This is a genomic window from Agrobacterium vitis, from assembly GCF_037039395.1.
Classification (GTDB): domain Bacteria; phylum Pseudomonadota; class Alphaproteobacteria; order Rhizobiales; family Rhizobiaceae; genus Allorhizobium; species Allorhizobium vitis_E.
In genome coordinates, this window is record NZ_CP146242.1 from 3,635,495 (window position 1) to 3,659,582 (window position 24,088).

Below are 24,088 nucleotides of genomic sequence, written 5' to 3' on the forward strand. Positions count from 1 at the left end.
GGCTTGCCTGAGCCTAAACCTTAAGCAGTCCGGGTTGCCGCCTTAGCCAGTGCCGCCTTCTTGCGCTTCGCCGCCATCAGCCTTGGACGCACCAGCCGATAACCAAGCAACAGGATAACGATGCCGGTATAACTGGCGGGTTCCAGCGTGAAGGACTTGCGCGACAAGACGAAATGCAAAAGCCCAGCGGCAAGAATGATATAGCTCGCCTTATGCAGCGTGTTCCAACGACTGCCGAGCTTGCGGATCGACCAGCGATTGGAGGTCAGCGCCAGCGGAATGAGCAGGATGAGACCCAGCATGCCCAGCATAATATAGGGCCGCTTCAGGATGTCTCCGAGAATGGACGAGAGAATCAGCCCTCTGTCCAAGGTCAGATAGACGGCAAAATGGGCCAGAACATAGTAGAACACCAAAAGCCCCAGCGCCCGGCGATAGGCGATGAGGTTGACTTTCGCCAAATCGCGTAGCGGCGTGATTGCCAGCCCCAGACAGAGGAAACGCAAGGCCCAGAGCCCGAGACGATGCTCGAATTCGCGCACCGGATCGGCGCCGAGATCGCCGAAAATACCGAGATAAAAAGCGTAGAGGCCCGGTAACAAACCAAACGCATAGAGCGCCCAGATGGAGAGCGATTTTTGCCGCGCGGAAAGACTGAAAGAGGCCATGATCAGAAATTCTTGGTCAGGTCCATGCCAGCGTAAAGGCTGGCAACCTGGTCCCCATAACCATTGAAGGGCAGGGTGTCCTTGCGTGAGCCGCCAAACAGGCCGCCACCTTCACCGATGCGCCGCTCTGTCGCCTGGCTCCAGCGGGGGTGATCGACCTTGGGGTTCACATTGGCATAGAAGCCATATTCATTGGCGGCCAGAATGTTCCAGGTGCAGGGCGGCTGCTTTTCCGTGAGCGTGATCTTGACGATGGATTTAATGCCCTTGAAGCCGTATTTCCACGGCACGACCAGACGCAAAGGCGCGCCGTTCTGGTTCGGCAGCGTTTCGCCGTAAAGGCCGGTGGCAAGGATTGTCAGCGGATGACGCGCTTCATCCAGCCGCAGGCCATCGACATAGGGCCAATTGATCGACTGGAAGAAGCCGCTCTGACCCGGCATTTCTTCCGGCCGCACCACGGTTTCAAAGGCAACATATTTGGCGCTGGCCAGCGGCTCAACCCGGTCGAGCAAGGCCGACAGCGGAAATCCATCCCAGGGAATGACCATGGACCAGGCCTCGACGCAGCGCATCCGGTAGATCCGCTCTTCCATGGTGAAGGACTTCATGATGTCCTCAATGGCGATCTTTTGCGGCTTGGAAACCAGACCGCCAACCTCCACCGTCCAGGGGGTCGGCTTGAATTTGCCGGAATTGGTTGCGGGATCGGACTTGTCCGTGCCAAATTCGTAGAAATTATTATAGGTGGTGACGTCTTTTTTCGGCGTCAGCTTGTCATCGACCTTATAATCCGACGGCTTGGCGGTGAGGGGCGCGGCCAGCACATCACCAGCCGCCGCCAGCGCCAAGCTTCCCGCCGCACCACCAATCAGGCTGCGACGTGACAGATAGACGCTCTGCGGTGTAATCTCGGATGCGGGAATATGCGGTGGGCGAAACGCGGCCATGTTAATCTGCTCCCTGTCGATTATGATTGGTCTACGATTGAATACGGCAAATAGATCGAAAAAGTTACGATGACAGACCGATTTGATTGGTTGTTGACTTCACATTGTTGTGCGCCGCTACCATGTCGTTCTTTCCCCCAGCCGCGAGCGTACCGTTTTCGACCATGCTGATAGTGACACAAAGGCCCGACTGCCGTAGATAAATTGCAAAATTCGGCGCGTTTCCGGCGCAATAAAATAGTATCGAGGTGACATCCATGCCAGCCTATCGCTCAAGAACCACGACCCATGGCCGCAACATGGCAGGCGCGCGCGGCCTTTGGCGCGCCACCGGCATGAAGGATGGCGATTTCGGCAAGCCGATCATTGCCGTGGTCAACTCCTTCACGCAATTCGTGCCCGGCCATGTGCATCTCAAGGATCTGGGCCAGCTCGTGGCCCGCGAAATCGAAGCGGCTGGCGGCGTTGCCAAGGAATTCAACACCATCGCTGTCGATGACGGCATCGCCATGGGCCATGATGGCATGCTCTATTCGCTGCCATCACGCGAAATAATCGCCGATAGCGTTGAATATATGGTCAATGCCCATTGCGCCGATGCCATGGTCTGCATTTCCAACTGTGACAAGATCACCCCCGGCATGCTGATGGCCTCGTTGCGCCTGAACATCCCGACCGTGTTCGTTTCCGGTGGTCCGATGGAAGCGGGCAAAGTCGTTATGCATGGCAAGAAGGTGGCGCTTGATCTGGTGGATGCCATGGTCGCCGCTGCGGACGACAAGATTTCCGACGAGGACGTGGCGACCATCGAGCGTTCGGCCTGTCCGACATGCGGGTCCTGCTCGGGCATGTTCACCGCCAATTCCATGAACTGTCTGACCGAAGCACTCGGCCTGTCCTTGCCCGGCAATGGTTCGACGCTGGCGACGCATTCGGATCGCAAGCGGTTGTTTGTCGAGGCGGGTCATCTGATCGTTGACATTACCCGCCGCTACTATGAGCAGGACGATGAAAACGTGCTGCCACGCAACATCGCCTCCAAGCAGGCGTTTGAAAACGCCATGGCGCTGGACATTGCCATGGGTGGCTCCACCAATACCGTGCTGCATATTCTGGCTGCTGCATATGAAGGTGAGATTGATTTCAATCTTGACGACATTGACCAGCTGTCGCGCCGCGTGCCGTGCCTGTCCAAGGTCGCACCTGCCAAGCAGGATGTGCATATGGAAGACGTACACCGCGCTGGCGGCATCATGCGCATTCTCGGCGAATTGGATCGCGGTGGGTTGATCAACCGCGATTGCCCGACCGTTCACGCTCCAACGCTGGGCGATGCCATCGACCGCTGGGACATTACCCGCACCAATTCCGAGAGTGTGCGCGAGTTCTTCCGCGCCGCTCCCGGCGGCGTACCGACGCAGGTGGCGTTTTCGCAATCGTCCCGTTGGGATGAGCTGGACACGGACCGCGAAAATGGCGTGATCCGCTCGGTTGAAAAGCCGTTCTCCAAAGATGGCGGCCTGGCGGTGTTGAAGGGCAATATCGCCTTGGATGGCTGCATCGTCAAAACCGCTGGTGTCGATGAAAGCATCCTGAAATTTACCGGTCCGGCCAAGGTCTATGAAAGCCAGGATTCGGCGGTAAAAGCCATTCTCAGCAATGAGGTCGTGGCAGGCGATGTCGTGGTCATCCGCTACGAAGGACCGAAGGGCGGCCCGGGCATGCAGGAAATGCTGTACCCGACCAGCTACCTGAAATCCAAGGGCCTCGGCAAGGCCTGCGCTCTGATCACCGACGGCCGTTTCTCCGGCGGCACATCGGGCCTGTCCATCGGCCACGTCTCGCCAGAAGCCGCCAATGGCGGCACCATCGGCCTGGTGCGCAACGGCGACACCATCGCCATCGACATCCCGAACCGCACCATTGAACTGATGCTGTCCGAAGGCGAGCTCGCCGCCCGCCGCGTCTCACAGGATGCCGCTGGCTGGAAGCCTGCTGAACACCGCAAGCGCAAGGTGACAACAGCGCTGAAAGCCTATGCTGCGTTTGCGACGTCGGCTGATTTGGGTGCTGTGCGGAAATTGCCTGAGTAACGACGGAATTAATTTGTCATCAAGCCTCTTTCCGTCATTCGGAAAGAGGCTTTTTTATTTGAAGCGGCCTACTGCCTGATCACACTGGAATAATCAGGCGGTGAATTCCCCGCAGCCTGCGCTTTGGCGCTGATGGCGGCGCGGGCGCGCAATTCCGGTTCCGGCAGCTTCCAGACCGAGGCTCCATGCTCTGCAAGATAGCCGGGCAGGTAGCCCGACAGCAAAACGCGGTAATCCGTTGGAATGCCTGGCTCAATCTGGCGGGCAAGATCAAACACCACTGTGGTGCAATTGGTGGTGATTGTGTCGTAGAATTTGGGCTGTTTGGCAAGCTGATCTGCCGAGTTCACGTAGTTCAGAAACAAGGCCCTCATGGCCTGTTTGGGAATATCCAGCGGGTAAAGATAGGTGTCTTCTTTGCGCATATTGGTGCGGAGATAGAGAATGTCCCGCTCATCGGCGGCGAGGAAAGCCAGTTCGTAGGTTTTGAAAAAGCCTGCAATCGACGAATAGGATTCAGTCTTCTCGCGGCGTGTTTCCACCGAGAACACCACGCGCTGACCATCCTCAAACCCGAAACTGATCAGCGTATGGGCAATGGCATCCATGCCCCAATAGGACAGGACCATATCGGCTTCATTCAGCTTGTTGAGATCGTATTGCCGCGTCTCCCACTTGGCATCGGCAACCGTGTCGCTTGTCCAGTTGAAGTTGCGCACATTCTGGAGCGTCACGATGTTGTTCTCAACGCTCCCGGTGACTGTCCTCGACACATCCGTCGCCCAGTCCCGGTCAAGGCTCGGCTTGATCGACTGCCACCAAAGGCCGACGACGACTAGGCTCAGCACAAAAAGGCCGACCGATGCGAGCAGTGATTTTCGGCCCAACGAGATGATGGCAAGAACAAACACCAGCCAAAGCCCAGCCGCCGCTCCGCGAACATATTCCGGCCCGGGAGTGCGATACCAAAGCGCCAGAGCAATCCAGCCTGTCGCAATGATTGCTGCCAGAACCAGAACAGAAAGAAGGATCACACTGACAAAACGAAGAAGAAGTCTCATGCCGCATTCCATTTTTTCACGGCGCTTATCCGCGTACCTGACTGATAATGGTCAAGAATATAGCGAGCGAGTGCGTTTTAACAATGCTCAGAACGGGAGAAGAATAGAGCGTGGCATGCTCGTGGAGGTCGTAAAGAATGACGTTCAGAATGCATCAGTGAACCCTGCCATTTTCAGTTTCTCGTCCCCAGAGCTAGGCGGCAGGCCAAGCCCGTAAAGACGGTCGCGAGAAGATATTGGGGCAGTTTTGGAAAGCGGCGCATTGATGAAAGACGGCTGCGTATCCGGCTGCCGAGGACGATAACCACGCCATTCACCAACATTCCGATGACATTCAAAACTGTGGCAAGCAACAGCATTTGCACGAGCAGGGAGCCTTGTTCCGGATTCACGAATTGCGGAAACAGGGCAAGAACGAAAAGCGCCATTTTCGGATTGAGAAGATTGGTCGCAAGACCTTCGGTAAAAATGCGCTTGCCAGAGAGGCGCTTGAGTGACGATTGAGGAGCGAAGTCAGTTCCTTGCGACCGTATCGTCTTATAGGCAAGGTACAGCAGATAGATGCAGCCCGCCCAACGCACTATCTCATAGGCGACGGGAACGGTGAGGAAAAGTTGCGATAGTCCAAGGGCAGCGGCCGTTGCGTGACAATAGCAGCCAAAGGCGATGCCCGCATATGTCAGAAATCCAGCCGACCGGCCCTGGCTAACACTGCGCGAGGCAATGAGCAACATATCCGGGCCGGGAGTTGCTGTGAGAACCAATGAGGCCGCCGCAAAAAGCATGAATGTAGAAAAATCCGGCATAATATTCCCTCGATATAGTGGAGCCGGAATTGTTGATTATCATCCGCGACGTTGAATGCAATCCGTTTTTGAGGTTAAGGCCTCAATCACCTTATAGGTCATGCTCCGCCGTGTGCCGAGCATCTGCTAACGTCGAAATGCTATCGAAGGTGTCACCCTCAAGATAAGCCTGAGGGTGACATGATCCAAAATAATGCCATTAAAATTCAGCGCTGCTCAGGTCTCTTTCAGCCAAAAACCCGCTTGAAAATCGTATCGACATGCTTGGTGTGATACCCGAGGTCAAACTTCTCACGGATCTGCTCTTCGCTTAGCGCTGCCCGCACTTCGGCATCTCCAAGCAGTTCTTCCAAAAAGTCCTTGCCCTGTTCCCAGACCTTCATGGCGTTGCGCTGCACGAGGCGGTAGCTGTCTTCGCGGGAGACGCCAGCTTGGGTCAGCGCCAGCAGCACGCGCTGGCTCATCACGAGACCTCGGAATTTGTTCATGTTTTTCAACATGTTTTCCGGGTAGATTACCAGCTTTTCAACAACGCCTGCCAAACGGTTCAGGGCGAAATCGAGCGTGATGGTGGTGTCGGGGCCAATGGCGCGTTCAACGCTGGAATGGCTGATGTCGCGTTCGTGCCACAGCGCCACGTTTTCCATGGCGGGGACAACCGACATGCGCACGAGGCGGGCGAGGCCGGTGAGGTTTTCGGTCAGCACCGGGTTGCGCTTGTGGGGCATGGCCGATGAGCCCTTCTGGCCCGGAGAGAAGAACTCTTCGGCTTCCAGCACCTCGGTGCGCTGCATGTGGCGGATTTCGATGGCGACGTTTTCAATCGACGAGGCAATCACGCCCAAAGTGGCGAAGAACATCGCATGACGGTCGCGCGGGATGACCTGCGTCGAGACCGGCTCCGGTACCAGGCCGAGCTTTTCGCAGACATGTTCCTCGACGCTGGGGTCGATATTGGCGAAGGTGCCGACGGCGCCGGAGATGGCGCCCGTGGCAATTTCAGCGCGGGCGTTGACGAGACGGGCGCGGTTGCGCTCCATTTCGGCGTAAAACCGGGCAAAGGTCAGCCCCATGGTGGTGGGTTCGGCATGAATGCCATGGCTGCGGCCAATGCGCACTGAATCCTTGTGCTCAAAGGCGCGGGTTTTCAGTGCGGCCAGCACGCGGTCCATATCAGCCAGCAGCAGATCGGCTGCGCGGACCAGTTGAATGTTGAAGGTGGTGTCCAGCACGTCGGAAGAGGTCATGCCCTGATGCACGAACCGGCTGTCGGGGCCGATGAATTCGGCCAGATGGGTGAGGAAGGCAATCACGTCATGCTTGGTGACAGCTTCGATCTCGTCGATGCGGGCCACACTGAATTCAGCAGCGCCGCCCTTTTCCCAGATGGTTTTGGCGGCGTCCTTCGGGATCACACCCAGCTCGGCCAGCGCGTCGCAGGCATGGGCCTCGATCTCGAACCAGATGCGGAATTTGGTTTCGGGCGACCAGATGGCGACCATTTCTGGCCGGGAATAACGCGGGATCATCGGCTTGATCTTTCTTGCATGAATAACCTATGCCGCCCCATAGCAAACATGGCAGCCGATCTCAACGGCGACGGCGAGAAAGGATGGTGTCAGGGCTTGATTGGCACGGCGAGCCAACGCCCGTCGGAGCCTTCGGAGGAGGGGTTCATGACCAGGACCAGGGCGATCTGCACCACATTGCCACCGGGAACCTGATAGGTGACGACGCCCCCCAGCCTGTATCCGGTCGGACAACGGCGGCTGGCGGGCACATGGCCGTCTTCATAGACCACCTTATCCTGCTTGGCGCCGTTGATTTGCGTCATCTTCAGGCGAAAGCCCTTGATGGTCTGTACCTGGTCCTTGCAGGCGGCAGGGGCGCCTTCGTCCAGCTCTTCCAGCGTCAGCGTATTAGGCTCACCGACGGTCGGCTGGGAGGCGTGGACACGGTAGCTGAGCACATGCGGATCGACGCCAACCTCGCTCAAGGGATTGAAGGCCACCACTTCGCCCGGATGGTCCAGCAGGCCACGGTCCTGAACGGTTTTTGCCACCTGATCCATGCTCTGCTTGCGGATCGTGGCCATGCTGGCCTTGTCGTCATCACCGCGCAGGCGCACCGGCGTATCCGGCAGGAAGGTATTGTTATTGAGGTCTATGGCAAAAATATTCGAATAGGGCGTGTTGCCGCCGCTCTGCACGCCATATTCCTCAAAAGCGAAGACGGACCCGTCGGAAGAAAAACCGATAGGGCGAACAGCGGCGATATCGCCTGCCGTAGCGGGCAGGGCGGCAAGGCTGCCCACGGCAACCATGGCTGCGGAAAGCCAGTGGAGTTTCAAGACCGGCCTCCTTCAGCGGCATGGCGCAGTGCCTTCACCGTTTCGCGATAGGCATCGACACCCTGGCCCTTGTAGATGGCAGATCCTGCCACCAGCACATTGGCACCGGCCTTTGTGGCAATCGGCGCAGTTTCCACGGTAATGCCGCCATCCACTTCCAGCGCAATTGGCCTGTCGCCAATCAGCGCCCGCGCTTGGACGATTTTACCCGCCGCAGCTGGAATAAAACTCTGTCCGCCAAAACCAGGGTTGACACTCATGATCAGGATCAGATCGACATCATCGATGACATTTTCCAGCATGGAAACCGGCGTGGCCGGATTGATCGATACGCCAGCTTTCTTGCCGAGTGCGCGAATGGTTTGCAGGGAGCGATGCAAATGCGGCCCGGCTTCGGCATGGACGGTGATGTAATCACATCCCGCATCGGCAAAGGCAGCCAGGAACGGATCGGCAGGGGCAATCATCAGGTGGCAGTCGAACACCGCTTTGGTATGGGGCCGCAATGCCTTGATAACCGCCGGGCCGAAAGAGATATTCGGCACGAAATGGCCATCCATCACATCGAGATGAATCCAGTCGGCGCCCGCCTCCACCACGTCGGCCACTTCAGCCCCCAGCCGGGAAAAATTGGCGGCGAGGATCGAAGGGGCGATCAGTAGCGGAGGTGTCATTTATCTCATTCTTTCGAAATAGCGGATGTCGTGCCGCTCATAGCATTCCCGCATTAGCGCGACAACCTTTCCTGTGGCCCGGACTGCGAAGTTCGGTTGATTTTACAGCCGCTTTGCGGGTGATCATGATCCGGCCTTGGATGGGTGCGACAGCCGGGTTATGAATGCTTTGACATGACCTATGGGAGGAAATATGGGCAGGTTTGTGATCATCACCGGCGGCAGCACGGGCATAGGGCGCCAATTGGTCCAGGCTTTTGCCGGTCTGGGCGATACGGTCGCCTTCAGCTATCTCGGCGACGATGCACCGGCCAAAAGCCTGGTATCCCTGATGGAGCAACAGGGCCGCAACGTGCTGGCGCTTTCCGCCGATGTCGGAGACGGAGACGCCGTCGAGCAATTCTTCAATCAGGCCTGTGCCTGGGCCAAGACAAGTCCGGCTGTCCTGGTCAACAATGCCGGTGTGCAGACTTGGTCCAGTCTGCTCGATCTCTCTGAAAAAGACTGGAACCGGGTGATCCGCACCAATCTGACCGGCACATTTCTCAATACCAAGGCGGCGGCAAGCCGGATGGTGGCGGCTGGAAACGGTGGCGCCATCGTCAATATCGGCTCTGGCTGCAACAAGCTGGCCTTCCCGAACCTGGTTGATTACACCGCCTCCAAGGGCGGGGTCGAGCAATTCACCAAGGTTGCGGCAGTAGAACTGGGGCCGCATGGCATCAGAGTGAATTGTGTCGCGCCCGGTGCCATTGCCACGGAACGAACCTATGAGGAAGCGCCCGACTATGGCGAAGTCTGGGGCAAGGTTACGCCGCTGCGCCGGGTGGGGACACCGCAGGATATTGCCGGTCCCGTGCTCTATCTCGCCAGTGAGGCAGCAGCCTTCGTCACCGGGCAAACGCTCTGGGTCGATGGTGGCCTGTTTACACGGCCAGTCTGGCCTTACGAATAGGTAACGCTATTCGCTGAGCGGACGCGGCGGCTGAAAACCACCGTCCCGCCATTCCTGCAATTGAAACGGATTGTCGCTGAGTTCATGGCCGTCTGTAAATGATAGCAAACCGATGGCGGTGTCAGCCTTGGTCTTGCTGATGGCCTCAGACAATGACGGTTCGTTCAATGCTGCCGCGGCATGCAGAAACTGGACGCTGGCAAAGGCGGGCAGGGCATAGCCATCCGCTGCGCTACCCTGTGTTCGTAGCGCATCAACCGCCTTCTGGGCGCTCGGCATTCTGGCATAATCAGGCGTTATTACGGCCAATACGCCATCTTGCAGCGGCACGGGCCGGTCCACCGCCCTCATTGCCTCGCCACCCATCAGCGTCAGGGGAATATTCTCGGCTTTGGCATCGCGTGCGATGATTGAGACATCGCTGCGGTCACCGCCGATGAAGACATTGGTCGCGCCCGTCTTCTTCAAGCGCCGCACCAGGGCAATCTGTTGCTCCTGGGCCGGGCGGTAGGTATCGGTGAAAACCGGTTTCATGCCGCGCTGCTCCAGCGACACGCGGATGGCTTCCACCAGTTCACGGCTGCGGATCGTGCCATCATCGAGAAGAGCAAAGGCCGTTCCGGCCCATTGGCTGACGATTACCTCCACCAGCTTTTCACTTTCCGCTTTGGTGCTGGGCGCCAGACGAAAGAGTGGCCATTGGTTCTTCAAGGCATCTTCCATAACGGTGGGCCAGCGCACCGAAAGCGTCACCGCCGGAATACCGGCCGGACCAAGCTTGGCCAGCAAACCATCCAGGCTTTCACTGCACAGAAAACCGATCGCCGCATCGACCTTTGCCGCCACAAGCTTGTCGGCAATCGCCGGGCCGGTGCCCGTGGCGCATGGCTCGTCAATCAGCGTCAGCGTATCGCCGCTTTGCTTTGCCGCAGCGTCTGCCCCCGCCCGCATCTGCTGACCAAGAACAGCATAAGGCCCGCCCTGTGGCGCAACCAGACCGATGGTAAGCGCAAACGCACCCGGCGCTACGAATGCATAGCCCATGCCGAACAGCAGTGAAAAAACACGTAATATCATTTCATTCCGGATCATCATGAATTTTCAGTTACCTTAGCGATATCGCAACGGCAAGGGAATGAAAATGTCTCGGTCGCCGCGCCAGGATGCGGCCCGAGCGTGATGGTTTGGTAAAACTGCTTCACAGTTTTGCATATCTTGTTCTATAGCCATTCTTGACAGGCAAATTGGCAGGGAGTGCAGCGTGGCTATCGATCCTTTGGACTATCGTGAAGCGATGAGCCGCTATGCAGGCCATGTGCAGATCGTCACCACGGAATTTCAAGGCGTCGCCAGAGGCACGACCATCACTGCTGCCTGCTCGGTTTCCGATCAGCCGCCGATGGTGCTGGCCTGCATCAACAATCAGAATGAAAGCAACAAGCCTTTCTTCGAAAGCGACTGCTTTGCCCTGAACACGCTGGCCGCTCATCATCAGGACCTGGCCGGAGCTTTCGCCGGTTTTGGCAAGCTATCGAGCGAAGAGCGCTTTGCGCTCGGCACCTGGGAGCAGATGGTTACCGGCGCACCGCTGCTGACCGGCGCCATCGCCGCCTATGATTGCCGGGTCGTCGACAGGAAAATCACAGCCACGCATACGGTCCTGTTCGGTGAAGTGGTGGGGCTGAAGCTTGGTGAAAAGGCTGCAACGCTTCTTTACCTGCAAAGAGGTTTTCACACCGTCGAATAGGCCAGATCATGGACCCAAATCATGGACAATGCCGACATTGAAGAGATGTTTCAATCGCTGGGTCCGGTCAGCATCCGGCGTATGTTCGGTGGCAAGGGTATCTATCATCACGGCGTAATTTTCGCGCTTTATCTCTTTGACGAGATCATGCTGAAAGCCGACGCGCAGACGGCGCCAGAGTTTGCCGCCGCCGGCGCCCGGCAATGGGTCTATCAGCGACCCGGCAAGAAACCTGTCGCCATGCCCTATTGGTCTGTGCCGGAAGACGCGTTCGACGATCCCGACGAAATGGCACGCTGGGCAAGGCTGGCCTATGAGTCTGGTATCAGGGCAAAAAAGCCTTCAGCTTCAACACGCAGCAGGTGAACCTCGGCGCGGCAACTGCCGCTTAAAACGCCCGGACGCCGTAGCCAGAAGACTGTCGCTTTCGCCACAAAAAAGCACCCAAAAAAGGTCTTTTCGCGAATGCTAGGCGACTTGACGGATATCTAAATCAATAGTAGCAATTTTATTATATTCAACCAAAAGAAGCATTTAACGTCGTGAAGATTTACTCGATCGCTCTTTGAAATCCAGGGGATTTTGAAGGCAAGAATCATTCATATGGCTTCACTCACCAAAGTTTTATCACGGAAAATCAAGCTCGAATTTCCCAAAATTCAACGGACAACCTGAAGACAAAAGCATCATGATGATGCTGATTTCCGACGATGTACCAAAGGGTCCGCATTCAATGGCCAGGCCATTCTCTGCGAGTTCATAAGGGTAAGCCATTCGGCTGATCCCTTTTCCTCACCAACCGTAAGACGTCACTTCCCTCTCCAACGGCGAGATAGCGGGGGGAGGCGAAGCTTTGGCCTATGGGAGGAAAATCCAAAATTTCTGATCGTTTTTTCTTTAAATATCTGGGGGATAATATGGTTTACGTTCGTAAAAGTGTATGGGCAAATGGTAGTGATTTCAGCGATCCAATTCTCTACTGGTATGCCAAGGGTGTTGGCAAGCTGCGCCAAAAGGCATTGGCCGATAACACCAGCTGGAATTTCATGGCTGCGATCCACGGGATTGATATCGATGATCCCGATAGTCTCTGGACGAAATACGGATATTACACGGCTGGTGAGACCCTGCCGTCCCAAGCAGATCAGGATCTCTATTGGAAACAATGCCAGCACGGCAGCTGGTATTTCCTACCCTGGCATCGCGGCTATATCTGGTCGATTGAAGCGCTTGTGCGGGCGCAGATCGTCGCGCTGGGAGGTCCGGCGGACTGGGCCATGCCCTATTGGAACTACAGCGATACGACCAATCCCAAGGCACGGATGATGCCACCTGCCTTCGCGCAGGAAGAGTTTGAAGGTGGTCCCAATCCGCTCTACATCAAGCAGCGCTACGGCTCAGGAACGCCACCGATCATCGTGCCTGTCGAGGATGTGAGCCTGGAGGCACTGGAGTGGCCTATTTTCACTGGTGTGTCCTCAGGCGGTAGCGCCGGATTTGGTGGCGTCAAGACGGGCTTTTCCCACGATAGCGACACATTCGGCCTGTTGGAAAGCACGCCTCACAATGTGGTCCATATTGCTATCGGTGGCGAATATAATGGCGATGAAACCTTGCCAGGCCTGATGGCCATACCCGACACGGCGGGACTAGATCCGATTTTCTGGCTGCACCATGCCAATATCGACCGGCTTTGGGCGCAATGGAATGCCGCGTCCTCACAGCATAAGAACCCTGTCGATCCGGCCTGGTTGAACGGCCCGCAGGACCGTAAATTCGTCGTGCCGAACCCGGATGGAACGCCGTATTACTACAAGCCCTCTGATATGCTGGAGACCACAAGCCCGAAACTGGATTATACCTATGATCAGTTCGTTGTCGCTCAAGCCCCTGTTTTGGCGGCGGCTGTCGCAACAGGAGGAAAAGCAGTGACGCCACCCAAGGCTGCCGAACTGGTCGGGGCGAATGCGGATGTTCTTGCCCTGTCCGGTGAAAAAACCTCATCGGCGGTCCGGCTGGACGATGCCTCCTCGGCGCTATTCGCTGCACCGAAGACGTTGGCTTTGGGGTTGCGCAGTGTCGACGCCCCGCATGACAGGTATTTCCTCAATCTGGAAAACATTCGTGCACAACAGGATGGCTTCGTGATCGATGTCTATCTCAATCTGCCCGATGATGCCGATCATGCTCACCGTCTGGACCTTCGTGCTGGCTCTGTCGGCCTATTCGGCGTTCGCAATGCGTCGAAAACCGACAGCTCCCATGGCGGACGGGGCGTGACGCAGGTTCTTGACATCACCAGACTCCTGTCCGGCTTGATCCATAGTGGCAGTATCGCCAAGAGCGGCTTGAGCGTCCATCTTGTTCCCCGTACGGCTCTGCGAGAGGGTGCGAAGGTGACCGTCGAACGCATCAGCCTTTACCGTCAGCCCGGCTAAGCGGCATGGCTCCCAATCTGTCTCGGCTCAGGGCCGTGGTCTCCTTGCTGAAGGAGCCGCCGTGGCCCACCTTGCTTACTCTCAGCCTCCTCGGCTGGCTCGCCATGGCTTTCACAAGCCATGGCAATGATGCTCTGGATCTTTGTATTTCGGCCTCCGGAGCTCTTCTGGATCGCGGTTGGCGCGCGTTCCAGGTGCAAATATCGATGATGTCGGTGACCGGCGTCGCCTTGTCTCTGATGATCATGCTGATCGCAATGATGTCATTGATTTTGCGGGACCCGATCATGCATATCTGGAACCGTAGCCTCAAGAGGCGGCGAGTACGCTCGTTGGGCTTGTTCCTCATCAGCTATTGCGGGCTTTGGGCCGTGTGCGCACCGCTGCTGGTGGCGGTGGGCATATTGCTGCGGGTTGCAGCCATCATGGCCGACATGCCTGTTCTACTGCTGGCGGCTAGCCTTGTCGCCTTCTGGCAAATCACGCCCTGGAAACAGCATTTCTTGAACCTCTGTCACTGGACGCCGCGTCTGAGCGCGTTTGGCTGGGCGGCTGATCGCGATTGCTTACGCTACGGCCTGCGAGAGGCCTGGCTTTGTGTCGGCACCTGCTGGGCGTTGATGGTGTTGCCCTTCGCCGTGCATGACTACCACCTTCTGTTTATGGCTGCCGCATCGGCGATCATGGTCTCGGAGAGGCTCCGCCCCGGACGTCCCCCTCGCCGGAATGTCCCACGACGAGCGGTCCTGTTGTGTCAGGGGGCGCTGATGGGGTTACGGCGGACAAACACGACTGCTGTGCCGCATTTTATTGGTTCGATCAGCAGCGGCATACGGAAAAAATCAGCGTAAAAACGGCAATACAGCCTTCGTAAAAGCCGATAAAGGCTGCGGCAGGTCATCGAGAGCGAACCAGCCGAAATCCGATAGCTTGTCGGTTCGGTCAAGGTCGGGTCGCCGGAAATGTCGCTGGTCTTATAGAGAAGTGAGACCCAGTGCTGGCGGTCGGCTGCGATGATCTGTTCGCTGACACCGACAAATTCCACGGAGCCGATGGTCAGCCCGGTTTCTTCTTCGGCTTCACGTCGTGCTGCTTGCTCCGCAGGCTCAAGCACATCGACCTTGCCGCCGACAATGTTCCAGAAACCGACTTCGGGCGGGCGCATTCGCTTGTAGAGCAAAAGCTTGCCATCCCTGAGAATGGCAAGGCCAACACCGACACCCGGAAAATCAATTCCGGGCAGCATGTCAGGCTTTGGCACTGGCAACGATCAGCATGAAAGCAGGAATATCATCGCCGAAGCCAACAGGAGTCGGGCCGTCATCATGGTCGCGGTAATGCTGGCGGCGGCGTTCGCGCTGATCGTCATTGGCCGGGTTGGGCGCCTGATTATTGCGATAATCGCGGTTGCCCTGGCTTGGCCGTCTGTCTGTCTTGCGCTCTTGCTTCACGCTATCCACCTTGGTTGCGACGACTTCTACAGCCGCTTCGGTGCTAATCTGCTCTTCTGTCGTGTCAGGCTTGTGACTGCTGCGATGTTCACGATCACCGTCACGCGCACCGTCTCTGGAGCGTTCCCGGCCACGGCCCCGTTCACTACCGCTTCTGTCACTACCGCTCTTGTCACGAGCACCCTTGCCACCACGGCCACGGCGCTCATCACGATCACCTTCAGCCATAGGCGGCAGAGAGGCGACATCACCGTCAAGCCATTCTGGCTTTTCACCGATCAGTTTTTCAATCGCGTCGAGATATTTCGCATCGGACTTTGTCACCAGCGTGAAGGCACGCCCGGAGCGACCAGCGCGGCCGGTACGGCCGATGCGATGGACATAGTCTTCCGCATGAATCGGCACGTCAAAATTGAACACGTGGCTGACATCGGGGATATCGAGACCACGGGCAGCAACGTCGGAAGCGACCAGAAGAGTAATCTGATTATCCTTGAAGCCAGCCAGCATATTTGTACGTGAGCGCTGGTCCATGTCGCCATGCAGGGCGCCGACCGAGAAACCATGACGCTCCAGCGAGCGGAACAGATCGGCCACATCCTTCTTGCGATTGCAGAAGATGATGGCGTTCTTCAGATCGTCCTGGGCGCGGATGATGTCGCGCAGGGTGGAGCGCTTTTCATAATCCTTGTTCTGGCAGGCCACCAGCCGCTGCGTCACGGTCTTGGCGGTCGAAGATGGCGGAGCCACCTCGATCCGTTCCGGATTTTGCAGGAACTTGTCGGCCAGCTTCTGGATTTCCGGCGGCATGGTGGCCGAGAAGAACAGCGTCTGACGGGTAAAAGGAATGAGCTTGGCGATGCGCTCGATATCGGGAATGAAACCCATGTCCAGCATGCGGTCGGCTTCGTCGATGACGAGAATTTCCACGCCGGTCATCAGCAACTTGCCGCGCTCGCAATGGTCCAGCAGGCGGCCAGGCGTGCAGATCAGCACATCGGCGCCACGTTCCAGCTTGCGGTCCTGTTCATCGAACGAAACGCCGCCGATCAGCAGGGCAATGTTGAGCTTGTGATTCTTGCCGTATTTTTCGAAATTTTCGGCCACCTGGGCTGCAAGTTCGCGCGTCGGCTCCATAATCAGCGTGCGCGGCATACGAGCGCGCGCGCGGCCTTTTTCGAGCAATGTCAGCATCGGCAGTACGAAGGACGCCGTCTTGCCTGTGCCCGTCTGGGCAATGCCGCAAATGTCGCGGCGCATCAGGGCCGGCGGAATGGCGCCAGCCTGGATCGGTGTCGGCACGGTGTAGCCGGCATCAGTTACAGCGGAAAGAACTTTTTGGCTCAGGCCAAGGTCAGCGAATGTGGTCAAAGGGAAATGTTTTCCGTTCCGTTCTTGCGAACTCAAGATGAATCGCCCGCGAACAGGCGTTAACGCCAGCGCGGGATAGGCCGAAAACGCCTCAAAGTCAAGGAATAGGCCCTTCGCTGCGCCATAAAGCTTAACGAAACTTCAATTTCCGCGGCCAGATGCGAGGATAGCCACCCCGGCAGCGCCCAAAAAACCTCCGGTCGTGCGGTTGATCAACGCCACGCTGCGGGGTGTTTTCAAGAGGCGTCTGGCCCGTCCCGCCAGAAACACATGGCCGCCGATCACCACGGTCTCAACTGCAAGAATGATCGCGACAATATCGATCAGCGCCGACGCATCGAAGGATGCGGGCACGAAATTCGGCAGCAGCGCCAGATAGAAAAGCGGCATTTTTCGGATTGCCGAGATTGAGCGCGAAACCTGTCAGGTATACGGGAAACAGCGCCCCACGGCGCTCCATAGGCACCATCTGCGGCAGCACAGGCTTTGCCATCCAGAGGCGGATACCCATCCAGATGAGATAGACAGCACCGCCGTAGCGCAAAAGCTCCATCAGCCAGCCCATGTCCTGCGCCAGCACAGACAGGCCGAAAAACGCAAGCGTCAAATAAATCAGGATGCCGGTTAACGTACCCAGGCCATAGGCGAGGCCCGACGCAGGTCCATGGGAAAGAGTGCGGGCCATGATCGTCACATTATCGGGACCGGGACTGGCGGCAAACACCAGAAAGGCCAGCGCAAAGGTGAGCATTGAATGCAGATCCATGGCAATCCCCTTTTCATTCCCAGCGCTTCAGGAGGCCGATTTTGACAGACAGACTATGCCATAAAATTTGACAGACAGACTATGCCATAAAAAAAGCCGGTTGAAACAACCGGCGTTTTTATTTGGAAAAAGAAGATGCGCTGATCAGCGCAGCCGCTTGGCGGCTGGTTCCGGTACCAGTTCGCCTTCCAGGCGGCGATCCAGATAATCTTCGCATTCAGCCATCAGCGTTTCGACCTGGCCGTTGAAGAAGTGATTGGCGCCGGGCAAGGTCTTCTGGGTGATCAGAATGCCCTTCTGGGTCTTCAGCTTGTCCACCAGTCCCTGAACGTCCTTTTCCGGCGCAACCTTGTCGGCATCGCCATGGATGATCAGACCCGAAGAAGGGCAGGGGGCGAGGAAGGAGAAATCATAGGTATTCGGCTGCGGCGCAACCGAGATAAAACCTTCGATTTCCGGGCGGCGCATCAACAGCTGCATGCCGATCCACGAACCGAAGGAATAGCCGGCAACCCAACAGCTCTTCGAATCGGGATGCAGGCTCTGCACCCAATCCAGCGCCGAAGCTGCATCGGACAGTTCGCCGGCGCCGTGGTCGAATTCACCCTGGCTACGGCCAATGCTGCGGAAGTTGAAGCGCAGGGTAGTGAAACCACGTTTCTGGAACATGTAGAACAACTGATAGACGATCTGGTTGTTCATCGTGCCGCCAAATTGCGGATGCGGATGCAGGATGATCGCAATCGGCGCGCTCTTTTCCCTGGAGGGCTGGTAGCGGCCCTCTAGACGTCCTGCGGGTCCGTTGAAAATGACTTCGGGCATGGATACTCCGGTCTTGGCGTGTTTTTTTGCCTTCGCGCCCTTACCCGTCAGAAGATGACTTGACGGGGGCACTCAGCTTTTCTAAAACCCAGTTTAGAACCATTCGAAATTATGGGTCGCTGTGTTATTGAATGTGTCATAGGACAGTCGGGGTGAAAATTTCAAGAAAAATGCATCTTCTAAGGCAGATGCGTGATTTTCTCCGAAAACAGGGCATGATCTAAGACAATACGCAGGTTTTGCGCCTTCCGGTTCAAGATCGCGGCACAACAAAGCGGAACATATCAGAGAAAACATGGCTGAACGCATCTACATGGACTGGAATGCTACCGCACCGCTTCTGAATGAAGCGCGCGATGCCATGCTGGCTGCTTTATCCATGCCGGGCAATCCATCCTCTGTTCACGCCGAAGGCCGTGCTGCCCGCACCCTGGTGGAAAAGGCGCGCCGCCAGGTGGCGGAACTTGTCGGAGCCGCGCCTGCCAATGTCATCTTCACCTCAACGGCAACGGAAGCGGCAAATTTTGTCCTGTCGCCACGCTATAGAATGGGCCGTTCGCTACTGCCCATCGGACGAGCCTATGTCTCGGCCATCGAACATCCTGCCGTACGGCAAGGCGGACGGTTTTCGCCTGACTGTGTGACCGAAATCCCGGTGACCCGGCAGGGCGTGATCGATCTCGATGCACTGGAACAGGCGCTGGCCGACCATCCTGCCGATCAGGGCATGCCGCTGGTCGCCGTCATGCTGGCCAATAATGAAACCGGGGTTATTCAGCCGGTCGAAGCGGTGGGGCAACTGGTTCACGCCAGGGGCGGATTGCTGCTGGTGGATGCGGTCCAGGCGGTTGGGCGTATCCCGGTGGATATTGCGGCCCTGGATGCGGATTTCCTGATTCTATCGGCCCACAAGCTTGGCGGCCCCAAAGGGGCTGGCGCCGTTGTGGCTCGTGGCGAGGCGCTGATGCCGGAGCCGTTGGTGCGCGGCGGCGGGCAGGAAAAGGGTCATCGCGGCGGCACGGAGAACCCTGCCGCAATTGCGGGCTTCGGTGCTGCTGCGGACCATGCTACAAAAGACTTGATAAATCGCAATTTACAGATTGCGGCCTTGCGAGATGCTTTGGAAACAGGCATGCGCAGCATGGCTCCCGATCTGGTGATCCACGGCGCGGGTCAGACACGTATCGGTAATACGAGTTTCTTCACGCTGCCGGGTCTTAAGGCGGAAACCGGGCAGATCGCCTTTGATCTCGAAGGCGTTGCACTGTCCGCCGGAGCGGCCTGTTCGTCCGGCAAGGTTGGACAGAGTCATGTTTTGACGGCAATGGGGCTGGATGCCGGCATTGGCGGCTTGCGGCTATCGCTCGGTCCCGCCACCACGGCCGAGGATATCGAGCGGGTCGTGTCAATATTCGGCAAGATTGCCGGGCGGCGCCAGCTTGCCGGTCACGCGGCATAAGACGCGAAAAGAGTGCCTGAAAAGGCGGAATAAACCCAGGTTTGGGGGTGAAAACTCATCTCCATTCCCTATATGAGAGCGGATCCCCCGCTGAAACGTTGACAAGCTGCCGGACCTTGGACCCGGCGAGATTGGAGAACGCTAATGGCTGCCGTACAAGAAACGATCGATCAGGTCCGCCAGATCGACGTCGATCAGTACAAGTATGGTTTTGAAACCATGATCGAAGTCGACAAGGCCCCGAAGGGCTTGTCGGAAGACATCGTCCGTTTCATTTCCGCAAAGAAGAACGAGCCGGACTGGATGCTGCAATGGCGTCTGGATGCTTACAAGCGTTGGCTGACGATGGAAGAGCCAGAGTGGGCTCGTGTCGACTATCCGAAGATCGACTTCAACGACATCTATTACTATGCCGCGCCGAAAAGCACGGCTGGCCCGACCTCGATCGACGATGTCGATCCTGAGCTTTTGAAGGTCTATGAAAAGCTGGGTATTCCGCTGCGTGAGCAGGAAATCCTGGCAGGCGTTCAGACCTCGAAAATCGCTGTCGATGCGGTGTTCGATTCGGTTTCGGTCGTCACAACCTTCAAGGCTGAATTGATGAAAGCCGGCGTGATCTTCATGTCGATTTCGGAAGCCGTGCGCGAATATCCCGATCTGGTGAAGAAATATCTCGGCACAGTCGTACCGGTCACCGACAATTATTACGCAACCTTGAATTCGGCTGTGTTTACCGATGGCTCGTTCGTGTTCATTCCCAAGGGTGTTCGTTGCCCGATGGAATTGTCCACCTACTTCCGCATCAACGAGAAAAATACCGGCCAATTTGAACGGACGCTGATCATCGCGGAAGAGGGGGCTTACGTCTCCTATCTGGAAGGTTGCACAGCCCCGCAGCGTGATGAAAACCAGCTGCATGCCGCCGTAGTCGAGCTTGTGGCGCTGGATGATGCCGAAATCAAATATTCCACCGTCCAGAATTGGTATCCAGGCGACAAGGACGGCAAGGGCGGCATCTATAATTTCGTCACCAAACGCGGCGATTGCCGTGGAGCGCGCTCGAAAATTTCTTGGACGCAAGTCGAAACCGGATCGGCGATCACCTGGAAATATCCATCCTGCATTCTGCGCGGCGATGACAGCCGCGGCGAGTTCTACTCGATTGCCGTCTCCAACGGCCATCAGCAGGTCGATAGCGGCACCAAGATGATCCATCTCGGCAAGAACACGTCGAGCCGCATCATCTCCAAGGGCATTTCGGCGGGCTTTTCCAGCAATACCTATCGCGGCCAGGTTTCTGCGCATCGCAAGGCTGAAAATGCCCGTAACTTCACCCAGTGCGACAGCCTGCTGATCGGCGACAAATGCGGGGCGCATACCGTGCCCTATATCGAGGCGAAGAACTCTTCGGCTCAGTTCGAGCATGAAGCGACAACATCGAAAATCTCGGAAGACCAGCTGTTCTACTGCCTGCAACGCGGCATTCCCCAGGAAGCCGCCATCGCACTGATCGTCAATGGTTTCGTACGCGAAGTCATTCAGGAATTGCCGATGGAATTTGCGGTCGAAGCGCAGAAACTGATCGGGATTTCGCTGGAAGGTAGCGTGGGGTGATGAGCCGGACGATCGTACTTTTTCGTCCGGTCGGACTGGAAGAATTGAAGCTGATTGAGGAGAGTGGCTGGAAAACTTTTCCGCCCCGTCTGCCAGATCAGCCGATATTTTATCCGGTGACGAATGAGGATTATGCCGCGCAGATTGCGCGGGATTGGAACACCAAAGTTGGCTCCCGGTGTGGCTTTGTCACGAAATTTGAAGTCGACTCCACCTATGTTTCGAAATTCGAAAAGCGGGTCGTTGGTGGTCGAGAACATGAGGAACTATGGGTTCCTGCCGAAGAACTGGAAGAATTTAACCGGCATATCGTCGGAAATATTGTCGTGACGCGGAGCTTCGCGCCTTGAGAGCAGGAAATGCCTTGCCGAAGCAAGATTGAATATACGGGTCCTTGAAACCCGCCATATGAGGGAATTGGAAATGCTTGAAATCAGAAACCTTCACGCCCGGATCGCGGAAGATGGCACGGAGATCATCCGTGGCCTCAACCTGACCGTCAAGGCTGGCGAAGTGGCGGCGATCATGGGGCCGAATGGGTCGGGCAAATCGACGCTGTCCTACATTCTTTCGGGCCGCTCGGACTATGAAGTCACCGAGGGTGAGATCCTCTATAACGGTGAGAGCATTCTGGAGCTTGACCCGGCCGAGCGCGCTGCCAAGGGCATTTTCCTGGCCTTCCAATACCCGGTCGAAATTCCGGGCGTTGCCACCATGCAGTTTCTGAAAGTGGCGATGAATGAACAGCGCAAGGCGCGCGGCGAAGCGGAACTGACGACGCCGGATTTCATGCGCCGGGTCAAGGAAGCGGCTGCCGAATTGAAGATCAACCCTGACATGCTGAAGCGTCCGCTGAATGTCGGTTTTTCCGGTGGTGAGAAGAAGCGTGCGGAAATCCTGCAAATGGCGCTGTTGGCGCCGCAGCTTTGCATTCTGGATGAAACCGATAGTGGTCTCGATATCGATGCGCTGAAGATCGTTGCCGATGGCGTCAATGCGTTGAAGTCACCGGATCGCGCCACCATCGTCATCACCCACTATCAGCGCCTGCTGGATTACATCGTGCCGGACACGGTCCATGTTCTCTACAAGGGCCAGATCATCAAGACCGGCGACAAGAGCCTGGCGCTCGATCTGGAAGCCAATGGCTATGCCGATATCATCGGCGAAGCGGCCTGACCGGTCGAAAAAGGAGTGTTGCAATGAACATTCAAGCTGCCAATCGGTCGACAGCGGCCGAGGCTGCGCTGGTCGAAGCCTACACGGCCCAACTCGGCGACTTGCCGGGCGACGGGACGGTGCTGGGCGCGCGGGATATCCTGTTTGACGACCTGAAGCGGGCTGGCCTGCCAACCCGTCGCGTTGAAGCCTGGCATTATACGGATCTGAAAACCCTGCTGCGGGCCATTCCCGACGCCGCAACGCTAACGCCTTCCAAGGCCGTGGCACCGCTGGTGGAGGCGGCTCGTATCTTCGAACTGCGCCAGGGCTTGAGCCGTGACGTCTCTGCACCCGACGGTGTGACCGTGCGTGCCTATAGTGAAAGCCTGCTGGATGGAACGGCGGCGACCGATCTGGTTGCCTTCTCCAAGGACGATACGATTGGCCGGATCAATGGCAGTTTCGTGCGCGATGGCTATCGGCTGAACGTCGAGGACAATGTCGAGGTCGACAGGCTTATCGAGTTGCAGGCCCATCAGGGTGGCGGTCAGAGCCATGCGCGGTTTGTGGCGAGCTTCGGCTCGGGCTCAAAGGCGACAGTGATCGAGCGCCACCGTAATTCCGGCGAAGCCGCTGGCCTGATCTCCAGCGTCAGCGACCTGGACCTGGGCGAGGGTGCCGAGGTGACGTGGATCATCGTGCAGACCCAGGGTCTTGCCGATACCCATCTGGGGCAGATCAAGGTCGTGCTGGGGACAGATGCCAAGCTGAAGCTGTTCGTGATCAATGCCGGCGGCAAGCTGGTGCGTCAGGAAATCCATGTCAGAACGGCGGGTGAAGGCTCCGATTTCACCCTGCGTGCTGTCAACCTTCTGGGTGGCGAAAGCCATACGGATGTGACCATGACGCTTGGTCATGATGTGCCCAACACCACCTCGACGGAAGTGATCCGCAATGTGGTGTTCGACCGGGCGCGGGGCGTTTTCCAGGGCCAGATCCGGGTTGCTCCCGATGCCCAGAAGACCGATGCGCGCATGGCCTGCAACACGTTGTTGATGTCTGACGATGCCGAGTATTCGGTCAAGCCGGAGCTGGAAATCTTTGCCGATGACGTGCAATGCGCTCATGGTGCAACGGTTGCCGATATCGACCACAACCACCTCTATTATTTGATGGCGCGCGGCATTCCGCAAAAAGTGGCCCGTGGGTTGCTGATCAAGGCTTTCGTCGCCGAATTGGTGGAAGAGCTGGAAGATGAGGACCTGGTAGAAGCCCTGGAAGGGGTCATCGCCGACTGGCTGGAGACCCATGGCTGATCTTCCCGTCAACCTCGATCACGCCGTGATCCACGTTTCCGATTGGGAACGGGCGCGCGATTTCTACACGAACGTGATCGGGGCTGAAGCGGTCGCGACGGCAGCGGGCGGATATGTTTTTCGGCTTGGCGCACAGCAGTTGAATGTTCATGGCCCCGGCGCAATCGGTACGCCGGTGGCCCGCATTCCTGTCGCTCCGGGAAACAGCGATCTTTGCTTCCGCTGGCGTGGAAAGATCAGCGATGCCAAGGCCCATCTCGAGGCCCAGGGGATAGACATCGAACTGGGACCCATTCGTCGCTTCGGCGCTATGGGCGAGGGAACAAGCCTCTATTTTCGCGATCCGGATGGTTCGCTCATGGAGTTTATCAGCTATGACGCTTAAT

The 24,088-nt window shown here is 57.2% G+C and carries 23 protein-coding genes and 2 pseudogenes; 12 read left to right on the top strand and 13 right to left on the bottom strand.

Features of this window, described 5'->3' with window-relative positions; all coding sequences use genetic code 11:
* Positions 1 to 20: 20 nt before the first annotated feature.
* Positions 21 to 668 (bottom strand): protein-methionine-sulfoxide reductase heme-binding subunit MsrQ, encoded by a 648-nt coding sequence (gene msrQ / locus V6582_RS19340; RefSeq protein ID WP_156630712.1) that lies wholly within the window; start codon positions 666 to 668, stop codon positions 21 to 23.
* Positions 669 to 670: 2 nt separating this feature from the next.
* Complete coding sequence (gene msrP / locus V6582_RS19345) at positions 671 to 1,618, bottom strand: protein-methionine-sulfoxide reductase catalytic subunit MsrP (RefSeq protein ID WP_156630713.1); 948 nt, start codon at positions 1,616 to 1,618, stop codon at positions 671 to 673.
* A 257-nt stretch (positions 1,619 to 1,875) separates the two neighbouring features.
* On the opposite strand from msrP, the gene ilvD reads away from it, so the two are divergent.
* A complete protein-coding gene (gene ilvD, locus V6582_RS19350; RefSeq protein ID WP_156630714.1) occupies positions 1,876 to 3,711 on the top strand; it encodes a dihydroxy-acid dehydratase in 1,836 nt (611 codons plus the stop codon).
* A gap of 68 nt (positions 3,712 to 3,779) precedes the next feature.
* On the opposite strand, the gene V6582_RS19355 is transcribed toward ilvD, so the two are convergent.
* The 5 genes from V6582_RS19355 to rpe all read right to left on the bottom strand — a co-directional run bounded on the left by V6582_RS19355 (position 3,780) and on the right by rpe (position 8,602).
* Positions 3,780 to 4,772, bottom strand: a complete 993-nt coding sequence (locus V6582_RS19355; RefSeq protein WP_234889575.1) for an Lnb N-terminal periplasmic domain-containing protein — start codon at positions 4,770 to 4,772, stop codon at positions 3,780 to 3,782.
* 173 nt (positions 4,773 to 4,945) lie between these two features.
* Positions 4,946 to 5,578, bottom strand: a complete 633-nt coding sequence (locus tag V6582_RS19360; protein WP_156630716.1) for a LysE family translocator — start codon at positions 5,576 to 5,578, stop codon at positions 4,946 to 4,948.
* Between the two features lie 227 nt (positions 5,579 to 5,805).
* The gene (gene purB, locus V6582_RS19365) at positions 5,806 to 7,107 is read right to left on the bottom strand and encodes an adenylosuccinate lyase (protein ID WP_156630717.1); all 1,302 of its coding nucleotides are present in this window, start codon (positions 7,105 to 7,107) and stop codon (positions 5,806 to 5,808) included.
* An 89-nt stretch (positions 7,108 to 7,196) separates the two neighbouring features.
* Positions 7,197 to 7,928 carry a DUF2259 domain-containing protein gene (locus tag V6582_RS19370; protein WP_156630718.1) on the bottom strand — a complete coding sequence of 244 codons (732 nt, stop codon included), beginning with the start codon at positions 7,926 to 7,928 and terminating at the stop codon, positions 7,197 to 7,199.
* Positions 7,925 to 8,602, bottom strand: a complete 678-nt coding sequence (gene rpe / locus V6582_RS19375) for a ribulose-phosphate 3-epimerase (RefSeq protein ID WP_156630719.1) — start codon at positions 8,600 to 8,602, stop codon at positions 7,925 to 7,927. The genes V6582_RS19370 and rpe overlap by 4 nt, the downstream gene beginning before the upstream one ends.
* Positions 8,603 to 8,795: 193 nt before the next feature.
* Here rpe and V6582_RS19380 point away from each other — a divergent pair, with 193 nt between their 5' ends.
* Positions 8,796 to 9,557 (top strand): SDR family NAD(P)-dependent oxidoreductase, encoded by a 762-nt coding sequence (locus V6582_RS19380; RefSeq protein ID WP_156630720.1) that lies wholly within the window; start codon positions 8,796 to 8,798, stop codon positions 9,555 to 9,557.
* A 6-nt stretch (positions 9,558 to 9,563) separates the two neighbouring features.
* Here the strand turns inward: V6582_RS19380 and V6582_RS19385 are convergent, their stop codons facing one another.
* Positions 9,564 to 10,634 (bottom strand): branched-chain amino acid ABC transporter substrate-binding protein, encoded by a 1,071-nt coding sequence (locus V6582_RS19385; RefSeq protein WP_234889576.1) that lies wholly within the window; start codon positions 10,632 to 10,634, stop codon positions 9,564 to 9,566.
* Between the two features lie 217 nt (positions 10,635 to 10,851).
* Between V6582_RS19385 and V6582_RS19390 the strand changes: the two genes are divergently transcribed.
* Together V6582_RS19390 and V6582_RS19395 are read left to right on the top strand one after the other, a co-directional pair.
* Complete coding sequence (locus V6582_RS19390; RefSeq protein WP_070165128.1) at positions 10,852 to 11,304, top strand: flavin reductase family protein; 453 nt, start codon at positions 10,852 to 10,854, stop codon at positions 11,302 to 11,304.
* Positions 11,305 to 11,325: 21 nt separating this feature from the next.
* The gene (locus tag V6582_RS19395; RefSeq protein ID WP_156630722.1) at positions 11,326 to 11,670 is read left to right on the top strand and encodes a TfoX/Sxy family protein; all 345 of its coding nucleotides are present in this window, start codon (positions 11,326 to 11,328) and stop codon (positions 11,668 to 11,670) included.
* Between the two features lie 261 nt (positions 11,671 to 11,931).
* On the opposite strand, the gene V6582_RS19400 is transcribed toward V6582_RS19395, so the two are convergent.
* Positions 11,932 to 12,078, bottom strand: coding sequence for a hypothetical protein (locus V6582_RS19400; RefSeq protein ID WP_156630723.1), 147 nt, complete (start codon positions 12,076 to 12,078; stop codon positions 11,932 to 11,934).
* A 143-nt stretch (positions 12,079 to 12,221) separates the two neighbouring features.
* On the opposite strand from V6582_RS19400, the gene V6582_RS19405 reads away from it, so the two are divergent.
* Positions 12,222 to 13,742 (top strand): tyrosinase family protein, encoded by a 1,521-nt coding sequence (locus tag V6582_RS19405; RefSeq protein WP_197434286.1) that lies wholly within the window; start codon positions 12,222 to 12,224, stop codon positions 13,740 to 13,742.
* A gap of 5 nt (positions 13,743 to 13,747) precedes the next feature.
* Positions 13,748 to 14,593, top strand: a complete 846-nt coding sequence (locus V6582_RS19410) for a DUF2182 domain-containing protein (RefSeq protein WP_156630725.1) — start codon at positions 13,748 to 13,750, stop codon at positions 14,591 to 14,593.
* Here V6582_RS19410 and V6582_RS19415 read toward each other — a convergent pair.
* The 4 genes and pseudogenes from V6582_RS19415 to V6582_RS19430 form a co-directional block, all read right to left on the bottom strand.
* Positions 14,585 to 14,988: pseudogene (locus V6582_RS19415) on the bottom strand (NUDIX domain-containing protein). The gene V6582_RS19410 and the pseudogene V6582_RS19415 overlap by 9 nt on opposite strands.
* A gap of 1 nt (position 14,989) precedes the next feature.
* Complete coding sequence (locus tag V6582_RS19420) at positions 14,990 to 16,564, bottom strand: DEAD/DEAH box helicase (protein WP_070164729.1); 1,575 nt, start codon at positions 16,562 to 16,564, stop codon at positions 14,990 to 14,992.
* A gap of 141 nt (positions 16,565 to 16,705) precedes the next feature.
* Positions 16,706 to 17,330, bottom strand: a pseudogene (locus tag V6582_RS19425) (LysE family translocator).
* A 144-nt stretch (positions 17,331 to 17,474) separates the two neighbouring features.
* A complete protein-coding gene (locus V6582_RS19430) occupies positions 17,475 to 18,152 on the bottom strand; it encodes an alpha/beta hydrolase (protein WP_156630726.1) in 678 nt (225 codons plus the stop codon).
* A 295-nt stretch (positions 18,153 to 18,447) separates the two neighbouring features.
* On the opposite strand from V6582_RS19430, the gene V6582_RS19435 reads away from it, so the two are divergent.
* From V6582_RS19435 to V6582_RS19460, 6 genes are all read left to right on the top strand, one after another.
* On the top strand, positions 18,448 to 19,611 hold the full coding sequence (locus V6582_RS19435) for a cysteine desulfurase family protein (protein WP_156630727.1): 1,164 nt from the start codon (positions 18,448 to 18,450) through the stop codon (positions 19,609 to 19,611).
* Between the two features lie 144 nt (positions 19,612 to 19,755).
* The gene (sufB, locus tag V6582_RS19440; protein WP_156630728.1) at positions 19,756 to 21,225 is read left to right on the top strand and encodes a Fe-S cluster assembly protein SufB; all 1,470 of its coding nucleotides are present in this window, start codon (positions 19,756 to 19,758) and stop codon (positions 21,223 to 21,225) included.
* Entirely contained in the window at positions 21,225 to 21,575 is a 351-nt protein-coding gene (locus V6582_RS19445) for a hypothetical protein (RefSeq protein WP_156630729.1), read from the top strand. The genes sufB and V6582_RS19445 overlap by 1 nt, the downstream gene beginning before the upstream one ends.
* A gap of 73 nt (positions 21,576 to 21,648) precedes the next feature.
* The gene (gene sufC / locus V6582_RS19450) at positions 21,649 to 22,404 is read left to right on the top strand and encodes a Fe-S cluster assembly ATPase SufC (protein ID WP_156630730.1); all 756 of its coding nucleotides are present in this window, start codon (positions 21,649 to 21,651) and stop codon (positions 22,402 to 22,404) included.
* A 23-nt stretch (positions 22,405 to 22,427) separates the two neighbouring features.
* Complete coding sequence (gene sufD / locus V6582_RS19455; RefSeq protein WP_156630731.1) at positions 22,428 to 23,702, top strand: Fe-S cluster assembly protein SufD; 1,275 nt, start codon at positions 22,428 to 22,430, stop codon at positions 23,700 to 23,702.
* On the top strand, positions 23,695 to 24,087 hold the full coding sequence (locus tag V6582_RS19460) for a VOC family protein (protein ID WP_156630732.1): 393 nt from the start codon (positions 23,695 to 23,697) through the stop codon (positions 24,085 to 24,087). Before sufD ends, V6582_RS19460 begins: the two co-directional genes overlap by 8 nt.
* Position 24,088: the final 1 nt, after the last annotated feature.

Coding starts and splice junctions, on each gene's coding strand:
- msrQ (WP_156630712.1), bottom strand. CDS start 668: ATGGCCTCTTTCAGTCTTTCCGCGCGGCAAAAATCGCTCTCCATCTGG.
- msrP (WP_156630713.1), bottom strand. CDS start 1,618: ATGGCCGCGTTTCGCCCACCGCATATTCCCGCATCCGAGATTACACCG.
- ilvD (WP_156630714.1), top strand. CDS start 1,876: ATGCCAGCCTATCGCTCAAGAACCACGACCCATGGCCGCAACATGGCA.
- V6582_RS19355 (WP_234889575.1), bottom strand. CDS start 4,772: ATGAGACTTCTTCTTCGTTTTGTCAGTGTGATCCTTCTTTCTGTTCTG.
- V6582_RS19360 (WP_156630716.1), bottom strand. CDS start 5,578: ATGCCGGATTTTTCTACATTCATGCTTTTTGCGGCGGCCTCATTGGTT.
- purB (WP_156630717.1), bottom strand. CDS start 7,107: ATGATCCCGCGTTATTCCCGGCCAGAAATGGTCGCCATCTGGTCGCCC.
- rpe (WP_156630719.1), bottom strand. CDS start 8,602: ATGACACCTCCGCTACTGATCGCCCCTTCGATCCTCGCCGCCAATTTT.
- V6582_RS19380 (WP_156630720.1), top strand. CDS start 8,796: ATGGGCAGGTTTGTGATCATCACCGGCGGCAGCACGGGCATAGGGCGC.
- V6582_RS19385 (WP_234889576.1), bottom strand. CDS start 10,634: ATGATATTACGTGTTTTTTCACTGCTGTTCGGCATGGGCTATGCATTC.
- V6582_RS19390 (WP_070165128.1), top strand. CDS start 10,852: ATGAGCCGCTATGCAGGCCATGTGCAGATCGTCACCACGGAATTTCAA.
- V6582_RS19395 (WP_156630722.1), top strand. CDS start 11,326: ATGGACAATGCCGACATTGAAGAGATGTTTCAATCGCTGGGTCCGGTC.
- V6582_RS19400 (WP_156630723.1), bottom strand. CDS start 12,078: ATGGCTTACCCTTATGAACTCGCAGAGAATGGCCTGGCCATTGAATGC.
- V6582_RS19405 (WP_197434286.1), top strand. CDS start 12,222: ATGGTTTACGTTCGTAAAAGTGTATGGGCAAATGGTAGTGATTTCAGC.
- V6582_RS19410 (WP_156630725.1), top strand. CDS start 13,748: ATGGCTCCCAATCTGTCTCGGCTCAGGGCCGTGGTCTCCTTGCTGAAG.
- V6582_RS19430 (WP_156630726.1), bottom strand. CDS start 18,152: ATGCCCGAAGTCATTTTCAACGGACCCGCAGGACGTCTAGAGGGCCGC.
- V6582_RS19435 (WP_156630727.1), top strand. CDS start 18,448: ATGGCTGAACGCATCTACATGGACTGGAATGCTACCGCACCGCTTCTG.
- sufB (WP_156630728.1), top strand. CDS start 19,756: ATGGCTGCCGTACAAGAAACGATCGATCAGGTCCGCCAGATCGACGTC.
- V6582_RS19445 (WP_156630729.1), top strand. CDS start 21,225: ATGAGCCGGACGATCGTACTTTTTCGTCCGGTCGGACTGGAAGAATTG.
- sufC (WP_156630730.1), top strand. CDS start 21,649: ATGCTTGAAATCAGAAACCTTCACGCCCGGATCGCGGAAGATGGCACG.
- sufD (WP_156630731.1), top strand. CDS start 22,428: ATGAACATTCAAGCTGCCAATCGGTCGACAGCGGCCGAGGCTGCGCTG.
- V6582_RS19460 (WP_156630732.1), top strand. CDS start 23,695: ATGGCTGATCTTCCCGTCAACCTCGATCACGCCGTGATCCACGTTTCC.